13 protein-coding genes are annotated in these 15590 nt (G+C 70.6%); 5 read left to right on the top strand and 8 right to left on the bottom strand.

Going from position 1 to position 15590, the window contains the following annotated elements; translation table 11 throughout:
- Positions 1-169: 169 nt before the first annotated feature.
- The 4 genes from SPR02S_RS51100 to SPR02S_RS51085 form a co-directional block, all read right to left on the bottom strand.
- Positions 170-1384 (bottom strand): MFS transporter, encoded by a 1215-nt coding sequence (locus tag SPR02S_RS51100; RefSeq protein ID WP_019064809.1) that lies wholly within the window; start codon positions 1382-1384, stop codon positions 170-172.
- Between the two features lie 98 nt (positions 1385-1482).
- A complete protein-coding gene (locus SPR02S_RS51095; RefSeq protein ID WP_019064808.1) occupies positions 1483-2535 on the bottom strand; it encodes an endonuclease/exonuclease/phosphatase family protein in 1053 nt (350 codons plus the stop codon).
- Positions 2536-2724: 189 nt separating this feature from the next.
- On the bottom strand, positions 2725-3426 hold the full coding sequence (locus tag SPR02S_RS51090; RefSeq protein WP_019064807.1) for a TetR/AcrR family transcriptional regulator: 702 nt from the start codon (positions 3424-3426) through the stop codon (positions 2725-2727).
- Between the two features lie 55 nt (positions 3427-3481).
- Positions 3482-5071, bottom strand: coding sequence for an MFS transporter (locus tag SPR02S_RS51085; protein ID WP_174447617.1), 1590 nt, complete (start codon positions 5069-5071; stop codon positions 3482-3484).
- A 221-nt stretch (positions 5072-5292) separates the two neighbouring features.
- On the opposite strand from SPR02S_RS51085, the gene panB reads away from it, so the two are divergent.
- From panB to SPR02S_RS51070, 3 genes are all read left to right on the top strand, one after another.
- Entirely contained in the window at positions 5293-6168 is an 876-nt protein-coding gene (gene panB, locus SPR02S_RS51080; RefSeq protein ID WP_019064805.1) for a 3-methyl-2-oxobutanoate hydroxymethyltransferase, read from the top strand.
- Between the two features lie 339 nt (positions 6169-6507).
- Positions 6508-7527 (top strand): ATP-binding cassette domain-containing protein, encoded by a 1020-nt coding sequence (locus SPR02S_RS51075; RefSeq protein ID WP_020684306.1) that lies wholly within the window; start codon positions 6508-6510, stop codon positions 7525-7527.
- Positions 7524-8348 carry an ABC transporter permease gene (locus SPR02S_RS51070; RefSeq protein WP_019064803.1) on the top strand — a complete coding sequence of 275 codons (825 nt, stop codon included), beginning with the start codon at positions 7524-7526 and terminating at the stop codon, positions 8346-8348. The genes SPR02S_RS51075 and SPR02S_RS51070 overlap by 4 nt, the downstream gene beginning before the upstream one ends.
- 46 nt (positions 8349-8394) lie before the next feature.
- Here the strand turns inward: SPR02S_RS51070 and SPR02S_RS51065 are convergent, their stop codons facing one another.
- Positions 8395-11685, bottom strand: a complete 3291-nt coding sequence (locus tag SPR02S_RS51065; RefSeq protein ID WP_019064802.1) for an ATP-binding protein — start codon at positions 11683-11685, stop codon at positions 8395-8397.
- 281 nt (positions 11686-11966) lie between these two features.
- Here SPR02S_RS51065 and SPR02S_RS51060 point away from each other — a divergent pair, with 281 nt between their 5' ends.
- Positions 11967-12767: a site-2 protease family protein gene (locus tag SPR02S_RS51060; protein WP_019064801.1), complete on the top strand. Its 801-nt coding sequence runs from the start codon at positions 11967-11969 to the stop codon at positions 12765-12767.
- Here the strand turns inward: SPR02S_RS51060 and SPR02S_RS51055 are convergent.
- The 3 genes from SPR02S_RS51055 to SPR02S_RS51045 form a co-directional block, all read right to left on the bottom strand.
- Positions 12757-12939 carry a hypothetical protein gene (locus SPR02S_RS51055; protein WP_019064800.1) on the bottom strand — a complete coding sequence of 61 codons (183 nt, stop codon included), beginning with the start codon at positions 12937-12939 and terminating at the stop codon, positions 12757-12759. The two genes, SPR02S_RS51060 and SPR02S_RS51055, sit on opposite strands and share 11 nt — an antisense overlap.
- A 71-nt stretch (positions 12940-13010) precedes the next feature.
- Positions 13011-13751 (bottom strand): NADPH-dependent F420 reductase, encoded by a 741-nt coding sequence (gene npdG, locus SPR02S_RS51050; RefSeq protein ID WP_019064799.1) that lies wholly within the window; start codon positions 13749-13751, stop codon positions 13011-13013.
- Positions 13752-13788: 37 nt separating this feature from the next.
- Positions 13789-14871 (bottom strand): sialidase family protein, encoded by a 1083-nt coding sequence (locus SPR02S_RS51045; protein ID WP_019064798.1) that lies wholly within the window; start codon positions 14869-14871, stop codon positions 13789-13791.
- A gap of 123 nt (positions 14872-14994) precedes the next feature.
- Between SPR02S_RS51045 and SPR02S_RS51040 the strand changes: the two genes are divergently transcribed.
- Positions 14995-15590: hypothetical protein (locus SPR02S_RS51040; RefSeq protein ID WP_019064797.1), on the top strand; the 596-nt coding region annotated here is incomplete at its 3' end.

Raw genomic sequence — 15590 nt, 5'->3', positions numbered from 1 at the left:
TACTCTGCACCCGCTCCGTCCCGGAGGGCGTGTGTGCAGATGGGTTGCCTGGCGGCCTAGGGGAACGGTCTTGACAGTCGTCGGCAGTCCGCGCGACGAGGTACCCAACCCTGTCGACCAAGAGGCGAACCTCTCAACCAACCGAGACGGGTGGGAGGGTGGGCAGAGGTCAGGGGTGCAGCGCCGGTGCCTGTTCGGGGACGTGAGCCGCGACCACGCGCTCCCGCCCCGGTACCGCCCGGCGCCGGTCCACCGTCGCCGCCGTAGCCGCGACTCCCAGCCCCAGTACCGCCAACACCGCACCGGCCAGTGCGGGCGACGTGGCGCCGAAGCCCGCCGCCAAGGCGAGGCCGCCGATCCAAGCGCCGCCCGCGTTGGCCAAGTTGAAGGCCGCCTGGTTGGCGGAGGAGGCCAACGACGGGCCTGCCGAGGCCTTTTCCATCACCATCAGTTGGAGTGGGGAGCCGGTCACGAACGCCGCCACGCCCAGGAGGATCACCGCCAGTGCCGCCGTCCACTCCGTCGTCATCAGGAGCGGGAACAGGGCCAGGACCCCGGCCAGGGACAGCAGGCCGCCGAACAGGGTGCCCCGCAGGGAGTGGTCCGCCAGGCGGCCGCCCATCAGGTTGCCGGCCGTCGCGCCCACGCCGAACAGGGCCAGCAGCAGCGTCACGCTGCCGTCGGCGAAGCCCGCCGCGTCCGTGAGCATCGGGGTGATGTAGCTGTACGCCGAGAAGAGTGCGCCGAAGCCGGCCACTGTGGTGCCCAACGCCAGCCATACCGGGAGGGACTTCAGCGCCGCCAGCTCGCGGCGCAGGCCCACCGCGGGCGCGTGTGCGTGGTCGTGCGGGATCAGGAACGCCAGGGACGCTATCGCCGCGACACCGATCGCGCTCACGCCGAGGAATGTGGCCCGCCAGCCCAGGTGTTGGCCCATCAGCGTGGCCGCCGGTACGCCCACGACGTTGGCGACCGTGAGGCCCAGGAACATCAGGGAGACGGAGCGGGCCTTGCGTTCGGGCGCGACCATGGTCGTAGCTACGACCGCTCCTACGCCGAAGAAGGCGCCGTGCGGCAGGCCGCTCAGGAAGCGGGCCGCGAGGAGGTAGTCGTAGTTCGCGGCGAAGGCCGAGAGGACGTTGCCCACCACGAACAGGACCATCAGGCCGATCAGGACCGTGCGGCGGGACAGGCGGGCGGTGACCGCCGCGAGGAGCGGGGCGCCGATGACGACGCCCAGCGCGTACGCCGAGACCAGGTGGCCCGCCGTGGGGATCGAGACGTGCAGGTCGTCCGCGACCTCGGGCAGCAGGCCCATGATCACGAATTCGGTGGTGCCGATACCAAAAGCGCCGACGGCCAGAGCGAGCAGGGCCAGGGGCATGGAAGTGCCTGTGCCTTTCGAGGGAGAGCGGAGTTCCGTGTTACCGAGCTTAAGTTCAGTTACGGAACAAAGACTCCCAGGCCCGCTATTCCACGAGGTTAAGAGCTCGTGTCGAGGTTCACACGGGCGGCGATCGGGAGATGGTCGCTGCCCGTCTTCGGGAGGGTCCACGACGTCACCGGTTCGACGCCCTGGACCATGATTTGGTCGATCCGTGCCATCGGGAACGACGCCGGCCAGCTGAAGCCGAAGCCGCTGCCCGCCGCGCCCTGCGTGGAGCGCATCTGGGCGGTGACGGCGTTCAGCGAGCGGTCGTTCATCGTGCCGTTCAGGTCGCCGAGGAGGATCTTCCGCTTCAGCGGCTCGGCGGCGATGGCCTCGCCCAGCGCGTCGGCGCTCTTGTCGCGCTGCCGGGCCGTGAACCCGGCCTCGATCTTCACCCGCACCGAGGGGAGGTGGGCGACGTAGACCGCGATCTGTCCCTCGGGGGTGGCGACGGTGGCGCGCATCGCGCGCGTCCAGCCCAGCTTTATGTCCACGGCCTTGATCCCGCTCATCGGGTACTTGCTCCACAGCCCGACCGTGCCCTCGACCGAGTGGTACTTGTAGGTCGACGCGAGTGCCTTCTCGTACGTCGGGACCGCCGAGGCCGTCAGCTCCTCCAGGGCGACGATGTCCGCGCCGGACGCGGCGACGTCACGGGCCGTACCGGACGGGTCGGGGTTCTCGGCGTTGACGTTGTGCGTGGCCACCGTCAGGTCGCCGCCGGTGCCGGTCTTGTCGCTGAGCAGCAGCCCGCCGAAGAGGTTCAGCCAGACGATCGTCGGGAGGACGACGGCGATGAGCGCGGTCGCCGACTTACGGACCAGGCCGAGGATCAGGAGCACCGGGATCATCAGCCCGAACCACGGCAGGAACGTCTCCGTGAGACTGCCGAGGTTGCCGATCCGGTTCGGGATGCGGGAATGCAGCAGCATGACCAGGGCGAGGAGGATCGCGAGCGCGGCGAGGATCAGGCCCCGGCGCCAGATCCTCGGGTCGCCGCGCCAACCGTCGAGCAGTCTGTTCCACAGGCGCCGAAGCCGGGATCCGCGCGGCTGATCCCCCGAGCCGCCGTCGTCCGTCTCCGCCACATACGCCTGCTGTGCCATACCGTCGCCTCACTACCTGCCGTGCACACCATCGTCCCCGCGCCTACGACCCTAGGGGATGATCGGTTCCGATCCGCCGTCCCATGACGGCCCGTACGGGCACGAGGACGAACAAGTCGGTGTCCGAAGTTCCGAACACGCGCGACGACAGCGGCTTCTGTGACGGAACGCGCACATTCGGACGCGTGCTCAGATCTCGGTCCTGACGGGCCGTAGGGCCACCAGCACGGTGTCGACGAGGAGTTCCGACAGGCCCTCGGGGAGGTCCGCGTCGGCGCGCATGACGGTGCGCAGGAGCATCGGGCCGACCAGCATGTCGTTCATCAGCTCGGCGTCGATGTCGGTGCGGAGTTCGCCGTTCTCCTGGGCCCGGCGCAGGATGTCCACCTGCTTGCGGCGCCGGGGGTCCACGACGGTCGCGTGGTAGGCGGCCCACACCTTCGGGCTGCTCTTCATCTGTGCGAACACGTTGTGCAGGAGCGCCGAGGACCGGGTCATGAGGCCGCGCTGGCGCAGCTGTTCCATCATCGCCACGAGGTCGTCGCGCAGGGAGGTGCCGGGCAGTTCGGGGTCCTGCGGCTCGGCCTCGCGGACGACGTCGACGAAGAGTTCCTCCTTGCCCGGCCAGCGGCGGTAGATGGTGGCCTTGCCGACTCCGGCGGTACGGGCGATGCGCTCGATGGAGAGTTCGGCCAACGGCACGCCGTCCTCCAGGAGCTTCATCACGCCCTCCGTAATGGCCCGTTCGACGGCCTCGCTGCGCGGGCGTCCCCTGGTGGGCGCGCACGACGGCCGAGTCCCGCTGTCGCTGCCGTCGCCGGTGCCATTGTCGGTACCGGTGGCGGTGGCGGTGCCGTTGTCGGTACCGGTGCCGTTGTCGGCAAGGCTCACTTCACTCCGTCCCTTCCGCTGTTCCCCCGTTCCCGTTCTCGGGTGATTGTCCTCGCTATTCCCCTACGACGACCAACTCCGGCTCCTCCTTGCCCTCCTGAGGGACCGGAGGCTTGCCGGGCAGGAAGAGGAACGCCACCACGGCGCCGATGAGCGCGACGCCCGTGCCGCACAGCGCGGTGACGTGCATGGCGTGCAGGAAGGCGTCGTTGGCCGGGGTGACCAGGGCCTTGCCCTGCGGGCCGAGCTTCGCGGCGACGCCGAGGGTGGCCTCGATGGACTCGCCGGCGGTGTCGCGCAGGGCGGCCGGTACCGAGCCGAGCTTGCCCTCGATGCCGTTGCGGTACGCCGTGGACAGCACCGAGCCGAGGACGGCGATGCCGAGGGCGCCGCCGACCTGGCGGAAGGTGTTGCTCAGCGCGGACGCGGAGCCCGCCTTCTCGCGCGGCAGGGCCTGCATGATGACGACGCTGGTCGGGGTCATGACGTGCGCCATGCCGGTGCCCATGAGGAAGAAGATGACCTCCAGGATCCAGATCGGCGTGTCCGCCTTGAGGGTCGCGAAGGCGGCGAGCATCCCGGCGAGCAGCAGCAGGCCGACGCCGGTCGTGATCCTGTTGCCGAACCGGTCGACGACCAGCCGGGCCCGCGGCGCGAAGATCATCTGCGCGGCGGCCAGCGGCAGCATCAGCAGGCCGGTCTGGAGCGGCGAGTAGCCGCGCACGCTCTGGGTGTAGAAGACCGAGAAGAAGGTCACGCCCATCAGCGCGAAGAAGACCAGCGCGATGGCGGCGATCGCGGCCGAGAACACCTTGTTCTTGAAGTACGTGACGTCGATGGACGGGTGGTCGCTGCGCTTCTCGAACCAGACGAACCCGGCGAGGACCACGACCCCGGCGATGATCGTCGACAGCACCTTGGGCGCCGTGAAGTCGGCCAGCTCGCCGCCCTCGATGATGCCGTAGACCAGCAGGACGAGGCCTACGACGGACAGGACGACGCCGACCGGGTCGAGGCGGCCGGGCTTCGGGTCGCGGGAGTCGGGGACCAGCCAGATCATCAGGGCGAGGGCGACCAGCACGATGGGCACGTTGATCAGGAAGACCGAGCCCCACCAGAAGTGGTCGAGGAGCACGCCGCCGGTGATCGGGCCGATGGCGATGGCGAGGCCGACGCCGCCGGCCCAGATGCCGATGGCCTTGGGCTGCTCGTCGCGCTCGAAGACGTTCATGAGGACGGCGAGGGTGGCGGGCATCACGAAGGCGGCGCCGAGCGCCATCAGGGCGCGGTAGCCGATGAGTTGGTCCGGCGAACCGGACTCGGCGGCGAGCGCGGAGCCGATGCCGAACACGACGAGCCCGCCGAGCAGGACCTTCTTGCGGCCGATCCGGTCACCGAGCAGGCCCGCGGTGAACAGCAGGCCCGCGAAAACGAGGGTGTAGGCGTTGATCGCCCACTCCAGCTCGCTCTGTGTCGCGCCCAGGCCGGTCGGGGCCGGGGTGGAGATGGTCTTGATGGCGACGTTGAGGATCGAGTTGTCGAGCACCACGATCAGCAGGCTCAGCATCAGCACGCCGAGGATGGCCCAGCGGCGGCGGTGCACTGCTTCGGGTATCCGGGTGCCAGGGACGGGTGGAGTGGTCATGCGGTCCAGACTAGGGAACGCCGGGCGAATTCCGATACGAGACGTTACCGTATCGTAAATATTTTACTCAGACCTTACGCACACCGCGTCGAGTGCGGGGCGTGAGCGGCGTGATGCGGGTGACAGGGGTCCCTCTGGCCCTCCGTGGCACGAGGTGCCACCATGGAGGGGATCTGGGGACGCCGTGAGGGTGCCTCAAGATGACTGAAGGAGCCGTTGCAATGACGCAGCTTTCGGCTGCCCAGGCTGGGAAGAACAGCTCCTCCGACGGCGGCAAGACGCTGTACGGAGGCAAGGGCACACGCCGTATCACCGTTCGCGACATCGCCCTCGCCAAGGAACGCGGCGAGAAGTGGCCCATGCTCACCGCCTACGACGCGATGACCGCGTCCGTCTTCGACGAGGCCGGCATCCCGGTCATGCTCGTCGGCGACTCGGCGGGCAACTGCCACCTCGGGTACGAGTCGACCGTGCCCGTCACGCTGGACGAGATGACCATGCTCTCCGCGGCCGTCGTACGGGGCACGAGCCGCGCCCTGATCGTGGCCGACCTGCCCTTCGGCTCCTACCAGGAGGGTCCGGTGCAGGCGCTGCGCTCGGCGACCCGGCTGGTGAAGGAGGCCGGGGTGGGCGCCGTGAAGCTGGAGGGCGGCGAGCGGTCGCACGAACAGATCCGGCTGCTGGTCGAGTCCGGGATCCCGGTCATGGCCCACATCGGGCTCACCCCGCAGTCCGTGAACTCGATGGGGTACCGGGTGCAGGGGCGGGGCGAGGAGGCGGCTCAGCAGTTGCTGCGGGACGCGAAGTCCGTGCAGGACGCGGGGGCGTTCGCGGTCGTACTGGAGCTGGTTCCGGCGGAGTTGGCGGCCGAGGTGACTCGGGTGCTGCACATTCCCACGGTCGGGATCGGGGCGGGGGTCGAGACCGACGCCCAAGTCCTGGTGTGGACCGACATGTTGGGGCTGACCGGGGGGAAGATGCCGAAGTTCGTGAAGCAGTACGCCGATCTGCGTTCCGTCATGGGGGACGCTGCGAAGGCGTTCGCGGAGGATGTGGTGGGCGGGGCGTTCCCGCTTGAGGAGCACTCGGTCCACTGACGTCCTGAACTCATAGAGCCACTGCGGCACATAGGCAGCCCGCCGATCTTCCCCCGTCGGCGGGCTGCCCCTTTTCCGCCTGCCGCCCGCCCCTGAGGGCTCCGCCCCAGACCCCCATCGACCCTGAAGGGGCCTCGTCCTCAGACGCCGGACGGGCTGGGATGGGGCGTGCCTCCTGAGGGACCGCGTCAGGCGGGCAGGCGGGCAAAGGGCTGGACTGAACGGGCCTCGCCGCCAAACCCCGGACGCGTTGGGGTGGGCAAGCGGTGTCGGTCGGTTGTCGGGGGCTGTCGGTGGGATGTAGGTGTTCTGTCGGCAGGCCCTGGCACTGTCATCGGCATGACGCGAATCGACATGAATTCCGGCGGCACGGCCGTGTCCGTGCGGGGGCTGGTCAAGCACTACGGCGAGACCAAGGCGCTGGACGGCGTCGACCTGGACGTCCGGGAGGGCACCGTGATGGGTGTGCTCGGGCCGAACGGTGCCGGTAAGACCACCCTCGTACGGATCCTGTCCACGCTGCTCGCCCCGACCTCCGGCGAGGCCACCGTCGCCGGCTACGACGTCCTGCGCCAGCCCCGCCAGCTGCGCCGGGTGATAGGCCTCACCGGCCAGTACGCCTCCGTGGACGAGAAGCTCCCGGGCTGGGAGAACCTGTACATGATCGGGCGGCTGCTCGACCTGTCCCGCAAGGACTCCCGGGCCCGCGCCGACGAACTGCTGGAGCGGTTCTCGCTGACGGACGCGGCCAAGCGGCCCGCCAGCACCTACTCCGGCGGTATGCGGCGGCGGCTCGACCTCGCGGCCTCGATGATCGGGCATCCGCAGGTGCTGTTCCTGGACGAGCCGACCACCGGGCTCGACCCGCGCACCCGCATGGAGGTGTGGGACGAGGTGAAGTCCATGGTCGGTGGTGGCGTGACCGTGCTGCTCACCACCCAGTACATGGAGGAGGCCGAGGCGCTCGCCTCCGAGTTGACCGTCGTCGACCACGGCAAGGTCGTAGCGGGTGGTGCCATTGACGAGTTGAAGGCCAGGGTCGGGGGGCGTGCGTTGCGGATTCGGCCCGCCGATCCGTTGCAACTGCGGCCGCTCGCACGGGCGTTGGACGATTTGGGCATCACCGGACTCGCCACCGTCACCGTCGACGTGGAGAGCGGAACCGTCCTGGTGCCGATCCTCAGCGACGAGCAACTGACCGCTGTCGTCGGCGCGGTGAGCGCGCGTGGCATCGTCATCGCCTCCATCACCACCGAACTCCCCAGCCTGGACGAGGTGTTCCTGTCCCTCACCGGACACCGCGCCGGCGCCCCGCAGGACTCCGTGCCCACCCACGACCGCGAGGAGGTCGCCGTATGAGCGCCGTCACCGTGAATTCCGCCGGCGTATCCGCGGCGGACCCCCGTATCCCGCTGCGCAACCATCTGCGCCACACCGGCGCGCTGATCCGCCGCAATCTGCTGTGGATCCGGCAGGACCCGGAGTCGATGTTCGACGCCATCCTGTTCCCGGTCATCTTCACGCTGCTGTTCGTGTACGTCTTCGGCGGCTCGATCGGGCAGTCGCTCGGCGGCGGGCAGGAGGCATACGTGCAGTACGTCGTGCCCGGTCTGCTCGCCATGATGGGCATGAACATGGCCCAGGGGGTGGGTACCGGCTTCAACACCGACTTCCACACCGGGGTCATGGACCGGTTCCGGTCGCTGCCCATCGGGCGTGCCTCGGTGCTGATCGCCAAGATCTCGGTCGAGATGATGCGGATGCTGGTCGCGTCCGCCGTGCTGATGGTCGTCGGTGTCCTGGTCGGCTTCCACATCCACCACTGGCTCGGCATGCTCGCCGCGATCGGACTGTCCGCGGTGTTCGGCTCGGCCCTGATGTGGGTGTTCCTCACCCTCGGCGTGACCATGAAGAGCGCACAGTCCGTGCAGGCCATGGGCTTCCTGGTGCTGATGCCGCTCCAGTTCGGCTCGTCGATCTTCGCGCCGACCCAGTCGATGCCGGGCTGGCTGCAGAACTTCACCGACTACAACCCGCTCTCCGCCCTGGCCGACGCGGCCCGCGGGCTGATGGTGGGCGGCCCGGTCGCCCACGGCACGCTGCTGACGCTGGCCTGGTCGGTGGGGCTCACCGCGGTGATGGCCCCGATCTCGATCTACAAGTTCCGCACCAAGACCTGACCGGGCCGGACCGGTACGTTCCACAGTCGCGTCCCACCGGTACGCGTCAGCTTCGCACCAGGGCGGCGGCCTCCTCCACGGAGAGGCCGCCGCCTTCGGCGTACTCCGCCTCGTACGTCTCGAAGGTCTCGTCGCCGAGTGCGGCGCGCGCGTGCCGCTCGGCCCGGAGGTACACCTCGCGTTCCAGGGACGTGCTGACGTGTCCGGGCGGCAGCAACTCCCGTGCCGCGACGATGCAGCGGACGCTGTCCCGGGCCCGGCTGCCGCCGTCGGCCCCGGCGAGGCCGACCGCGGCGATGGCCAGGTACAGCGGCCTCATGTGCGGGGCGATGGCCTCGGAGAGTGGGTCGCCGGCCCGTTGCAGCGCCTGCCCTACCTTGTCCAGGCACTCCTCGTAGTTGCCGTCGAGCGCCTCCACCCAGGCCTCCGAGCCGAGGATGAACGCGTCGAAGACGACGAAGTGGGCGATCGAGAACTCCTCGCGCAGCAGCCGCAGTTCCTCGCGCGCCTCGACGGCCCGGCCGGTCAGGCCGAGGTAACCCGCGAGGAACATCCGGGCGGCGGGCATCGCCTCGTTGCTCGCCGGACCGTACGGCCTCTCAATCACCTCGCGCAGCATGTGCTCGCCCCGTTCGGACTCTCCCCCCTCGATGAGCGCGCTGCCGAGCCGGGCGCGGAGCACGGCCGTCTGGCCGCGGGCGCCGAGCTGTTCGGCGTGTTCGATCGCGGCCTCGTAGTCGACGGCGGCGAGACGGTACTCGCCGGTGCGTTCCCGGGCCTCGGCGCGTGCGGAGAGCGCCTCGGCGGTGCCCCAGTCGTCGCCGAGCCGGCAGAAGATCGCCAGCGACTCGTCGGCGTCCCGGGCCGCGTCGCCCGCCCAGTCGCTGCGGTTGGCGAGCATGTTGGCGCGCATCTGGAGGGTGGTGGCGAGTTCCCACTCCATGCCGGGGGTGGAGCGGCAGGTCTGGACGGCGGCTTCGAGGATCACGGGCAGCCGCTCCACGCTGCCGCTGAGCATCACGGCGAAGAACCAGAACATGCCGGGCGCACGGCAGGTCTGCGGGTAGCCGGGTTCGTAGACCTCGGTGATCAGGCGCAGTTTCTCCTTCGCCCCCGGTGCCTCCCAGGCCTCCAACTCCGTGTCCATCCAGGACAGATGGGCGAGATGGACACCGCGCCGGGCCTCGGCGAGGAGTTCTCCGGTCAGCGGGGGCGGGATGTCGGTGCAGCGCTGCCAGACGGGTTCGGCGCGGCGGAGGGGGGTGGCGAAGGGGTCGGGGCCCAGGGCCATGACCTCGACGCACCAGTTGCGGGCCTCGATGCGGACGTCGCGCATCTGCCAGTACCAGATCAGCGACAGGACCAGGCAGATGGCCTCCTGCTCGTCGCGCTCGGCGACGGCGTGCCGCAGGGCGGTGCGGAGGTTCTCGTACTCGAGCTCCAGCCGTCCTACGGCGGCGAGTTGGCCGGGGCCGCGCAGCAACGGGTCGGTGGTGCGGGCGAGTTCGCGGTAGTACGTCAGGTGGGCGCGCTCGGCGCGGGGGCGGCGGCCGGACTCGTCGAGCCGTTCGGCCGCGTACTCGGCGACGGTCTCCAGGAGCCGGTAGCGCATCTCCCCGTCGCCCGAAGGGGCGGCCACCACAAGGGACTTGTCGACGAGGGAGCCGAGCGTCTCGAACGCGACCGGCCCGCACACGGCCTCGGCGGCGGCGAGGTCGCAGCCGCCGGCGAAGACGGACAGGGTGGTCAGCACGTCCCGTTCGTCCGCGTCGAGCAGGTCCCAGGACCAGTCGACGACGGCCCGCAGGGTCTGCTGGCGGGGCAGCAGCGTACGGCTGCCCGAAGTGAGCAGCCGGAAGCGGTCGTCGAGCCGGTCGGCGATCTGACGCGGCGTCAACATCCTCAGCCTGGCCGCTGCCAGCTCGATGGCGAGGGGCAGTCCGTCGAGGCGGCGGCAGATCTCGGCACAGGCCTCGGGGTCGTCCTCGACGCTGAACCCCGGCCGGGCGGCGGCCCCGCGGTCGGCGAGCAGCCGTAGCGCGACGGGGTCGGGCAACGGCTCCACCGGGCGCAGCAACTCGCCCGGTACGCCCAGGGGTTCGCGGCTGGTGGCGAGCACGGTGAGCTCGGGGCAGCGCTCCAGCAAGGCCTCCACAAGGCGGGCGGCGGCGTCCACGACGTGCTCGCAGTTGTCGAGGACGATCAGCATCCTGCGCCTGCCGCAGTGCTCCGCGAGCCGGTCGAGCGGCTCGTCGTGCCGGTCTCCCCCGGCGGCCCGGATCGCCTCGGCGCCGGCGCCGTACATCACCGTCTCGCGCGCGCCCACGGCGGTGAGGACGGCCGTCGGTACGGCGTCCGGGTCGTCGACGGGGGCGAGTTCGGCCAGCCACACCCCGTCCCGCGCCACGTACCGCACCCCCTCGGCGACCTCCTGCGACAAGCGCGTCTTCCCGGCCCCACCGGGCCCGAGCAGCGTCACGAGGCGGGCCGAGGCGAGATCACCCCGGATGACGTCGATGTCGGCTTCTCGGCCGACGAAGGAGGTGAGACGGGCGCGGAGGTTGCCGGGGAGCGGGGCGTCCGCGGGGGTGGGGGTGGGGACGTCGGGGGTGACGGCGAGCAACTCCCCGTGCAGCGCCCGCAGTTCGGGCCCCGGGTCGGAGCCCAGCCGGTCCGCCAGCAGTTGTCGTACGTCCTCGTAGGCGGCCAGTGCCTCCGCCGTGCGGCCCGTCGCGCGCAGGGCCCTCAGGCGGAGGGACTGGAGGGGTTCGTCGAGGGGGTGGGTGTCGCAGAGGGCGGTCAGTTCGGGGAGGGCGGTGTCCGCTTCGCCGACGGCGAGGGACGCCGTCAGGCGGGCACGGCGGGCATCCAGCCGACGGGTCTCCCAGCGGGCCGCCTCCGCCGTGCGGTCGGGGAGGTCGGCCAGGGCCGGGCCGACCCACAGGGCCAGCGCGTCGTCCAGCGCCTCGGCCGCCTTCGCGGGGTTGCCGTCGGCCAGCGCCCGCAGCCCCTCCCCCGTCAACCGCTCGAAACGGTGCAGGTCGATGTCGTCGGGGGCGGCGGCGAGCCGGTACCCGCTCTCCGACGAGGTGATCGCGTCGGCGCCGAGCGCCCGGCGCAACCTGCCCACCAGCGCCTGGAGCGCGCCGGTCGCGTCGGCCGGCGGGTCACCGGCCCACACCTCGTCCACCAGCAGGCTCGCGGGCACGGCCCTGCCGGGGCGCAGGGCGAGCACGGTGAGCAGGGCGCGCAGCCGCGCCCCGCCGACCGGGACGGGCGTGCCGTCGGGGCGGAGTGCCTGGGTGGTGCCGAGGATGCGATAGCGCACGGGGTCCATTGTCTCCGGTGGCGTGGAAAGCGGTCACGGGGTTGCGGCGGCGCGGCGCCGGACTACGACGGCGCGGCGCCGGGCGCGGTACGACGCGCCACCTGAGGAAGCTCCCGAGGGGTGACGGGGTCGTAGAACGCGTGCCAGAGTCCCATGTCCCCACCTTCCCCCGTCCCCGGCCCCTTCCCCTACCTTCCCTGGAACCGATGGCCGCTCGCGAGACGTTTTCCCCTAGTGCCCGGTACCGTCGGGCATCGCGCGTCCACCGACCCAGCAGGGAGCCCGACCCCATGACCGCCACCACCACCCGCCCCAGTGACCGGCGGATCAGTCCCGTCTTCCTCGGGATCCTGGCTGTCACGGCGGTGACCGGCTGGGCCACCTGGACCGGGTTCGCCGAGCAGCCGGGCGTCGCCGTGTTCCTGTTCGTGACGGCGGCCTGGATCGTCTCGCTGTGTCTGCACGAGTACGCGCACGCGCGCACCGCCCTGCACAGCGGTGACATCTCGGTCGGCTCGAAGGGCTATCTCACCCTCAACCCGCTGAAGTACACGCATGCGCTGCTCAGCATCGTGCTCCCCGTGATCTTCGTCATCATGGGCGGCATCGGTCTGCCCGGCGGCGCGGTGTTCATCGAGCGCAACCGGATCCAGGGCCGCTGGAAGCACAGCCTGATCTCGGCGGCCGGTCCGCTGACGAACGTGCTGTTCGCGGCCGTCTGCACCGCGCCGTTCTGGCTGCACTCGCTGGACGGGGTACCGCGGGACTTCCGGTTCGCGCTGGCGTTCCTCGCGCTGCTCCAGGTCACGGCCGCGCTGCTGAACTTCCTGCCGGTGCCGGGCCTGGACGGCTACGGCGTGATCGAGCCCTGGCTGTCGCACAACATCAAGCGGCAGGTGGAGCCGTTCGCGCCGTTCGGCCTGCTGTTCGTGTTCGCGCTGCTGTGGGTGCCGTCGATCAACACGTACTTCTTCGATGTGATCGACGCGATCCTGCGGGGCCTCGGCATCAGCGACTTGGAGACCTACTGCGGTCAGAACCTGTACCGCTTCTGGCAGGGCACCAACGAGTACTGCTCGATCAGCCAGTGACGGACTTGCGCTCCGCGCGCTCCCGGCGCAGGTAGTACCAGCTCATGTTGGACGACAGGCCCACGACCATCACCCACACGATCCCGATCCAGTTGCCCTGGAGGAACGAGAGGACCGCTGCGGCCGTGGCCAGCACGCACGCGATGGCGGCGAGGAGGGAGAGGCGGGGCATGGGGTCGGCTCCTGTCGGGGGGACACTGCGCTTGTCTGCGTCGACCAGTGTCCCCCATCGACTTCCCCGGCTCACACGTCGGTGACGCGCAGCCCCGCGTGTGCCTTGTAGCGGCGGTTGACCGAGATCAGGTTCGCGACCAGGGACTCCACCTGATGGGCGTTGCGCAGCCGGCCGGCGAAGACACCGCGCATGCCGGGGATACGGCCGGCCAGCGCCTGCACGATCTCGACGTCGGCGCGCTCCTCGCCCAGCACCATCACGTCCGTGTCGATCTCGGCGATCTCCGTGTCCATGAGCAGCACCGCCGACAGGTGGTGGAAGGCGGCGGCGACGCGTGAGTCGGGCAGCAGGACGGCGGCCTGTTCGGCGGCGCTGCCCTCCTCCGGCTTCAGCGCGTAGGCGCCCTTCTTGTCGAAGCCGAGCGGGTTGACGCAGTCGACGACGAGCTTGCCGGCCAGTTCCTCGCGCAACGACTCAAGGGTCTTGCCGTGGCCGTCCCAGGGCACGGCGACGATCACGACGTCGCTGCGGCGCGCGGTCTCCGCGTTGTCGGCGCCCTCGACCCCGTGGCCGAGTTCCTCGGCGGCGGCCTGCGCGCGGTCGGCGGCGCGGGAACCGATGATCACCTTCTGGCCGGCCTTGGCGAGCCGGTAGGCGAGGCCCTTGCCCTGCGGCCCGGTCCCGCCGAGCACGCCGACGACCAGTCCGGAGACGTCGGGGAGGTCCCAAGGGTCCTTGGCGGGGGCCTTCGCGGGGGCGGTCTCGGCGGCCGTCGCGGGGGTCTGTGCAGCACTGTCGGTAGAGGTCATGGGCCGACTTTACGTCCGGCTCGGCACCCGGATCGGCTCAGGTGAGGTCCGTCACGGGGACCCTCCTGAACGTGATCGTCTCGTACGCCCCGAAGTCCCCGGTCTCGTAGAGGAGTCCGACCGCGTCGTCGTCGATCCGTACGAGGTCGGAGTAGGCGGCGGGCAGACCGTCGGCCGTGTACGCCGGGCGCCAGGTGGTGCCGGCGTCGGTGGAGGCGCGCAGGGTCATCAGGGCGCGGGCGGCCGGGTCGCCGGGGCCGGAGTACAACAGCAGGTCGGGGGCGCGGAGTTGGAGGACGCTGCCCTCGCAGATCGGGGCGATGAGGCCGGCCTGCGGGCGGAAGGGCTTGACGAGGGTCTGCCCGCCGTCCCGCGAATACGCGTCGGCGCGGTTGCCTGGGGACGTCGAGTCGTTGCGGGTGTTGAAGTAGACGCGTCCGTCCGGGAGTTCGGCGGCGGTGGTCTCGTTGCAGTTGATGTAGCCGTCCGGGTTCTCGTCGATGTATCCGAGGGACCAGGTCTCGCCCTTGTCGTCGCTGAGCAGACAGTGGCCGCTGTTGTACTTCGCCTCGTTTCCTACGTCGGTGCCGGTGGGCGGGACGGTGTGGTTGCCGGGGACGACCACACGGCCGGTGCTCAGCTGGATCGCGTGCCCGGGTGTGGTGGCGTACCAGCGCCACTCGGGCTTCTTCACCTGCTCGGTGATCTCCTTCGGGCTCGACCAGGTGACACCGTCGTCGTCGCTGTACCGCACCCACACCCGGCGCCCGTCGGCCGGTTTCACCTTGCCGCGCAGGATGGCGTCCTCGGTGGCGGTCGCGGCCGAGCGGACGTGGACGAGCAGGACGCGGCCGGTGTCGAGGACGACGGGGGCGGGGTTGCCCGCGAGGTCGGTGCCGTTGTCGGCGGCGACGGTCTGCGGGCCCCAGGTGCGGCCGCCGTCCGTGGAGCGGCGTAGGACGATGTCGATGTGGCCGTGGTCGCTCGCGGAGTCGACGCGGCCCTCGCAGAACGCGAGGAGGGTGCCGGCGGCGGTGACCACGACTGCCGGGATCCGGTAACTCGCGTAGCCTCCCTGGCCGGCGACGAAGGGGACGGATACTTCTGCGGTTTCTGTCATGAGGTGACTCCTTGTGCGGCGTGCGGGACCGATGAGTCCGATGAGCCCGCACCATCCCCAAGTCGGGCGAATTCGTGGTGAACTCCACGTCACGAGTGGCCGGTTGGGGCAGGATGCTCGGCCATGGACGCCGTACGGGTCGCGCTGCTGCGTGAAGTGCTCGCCGGGACCGAGTGGTTGGGGGCCACGCGACGGTTCGCGGGGGTGTTGCGCGGGTCGGTGGTGTCGCACGGGGGTGGGCTGCTGCTGGTGGGCACGCCCGCGTACGAGCCGTGGCATCTCGCGGCGCATCTGGTCGACGAGGCGGCGTGGTCCGGTACGCCGGAGCTGGCTCCGACTCTTGTACGGCATGACGCGCGCCCTTCCGATCCTGCCCACCTGGCCGTCGGGCTGGGGCGGATCGAGGCGGCCCGGCGTGGTGAGACGCTGTTGGTGGTGTCGCCGGAGGGGCCAGGTGATCCGCTGCTGGAGCGGGTCTCCGATGCGCGGCGGGCCGGGGCGACCGTCCTCGCGCTGGGCTCCGGTGACCGCGAACTCGCCTCCCTGGCCCACGAGTCGCTCGCCGTACCGGAGGGGACTGACCTGGACCTGGACACCGTGCAGCACCTGGTGAGCGCGGCGGCCGGGGAGAATGTGTTGCCGGCGGTGCGGGGGCGACGGCGTTTCCGTGACCGGTTGTCGAGGCTGACGGAACAGTTGACGGCACCGCCGCCTGCCCG

The organism is Streptomyces prunicolor NBRC 13075, assembly GCF_000367365.1.
GTDB classification, from domain to species: Bacteria; Actinomycetota; Actinomycetes; order Streptomycetales; family Streptomycetaceae; genus Streptomyces; species Streptomyces prunicolor.
The sequence above is the reverse complement of the archived record's forward strand: the minus strand, read 5'-3'. Positions and strand labels throughout refer to the sequence as shown.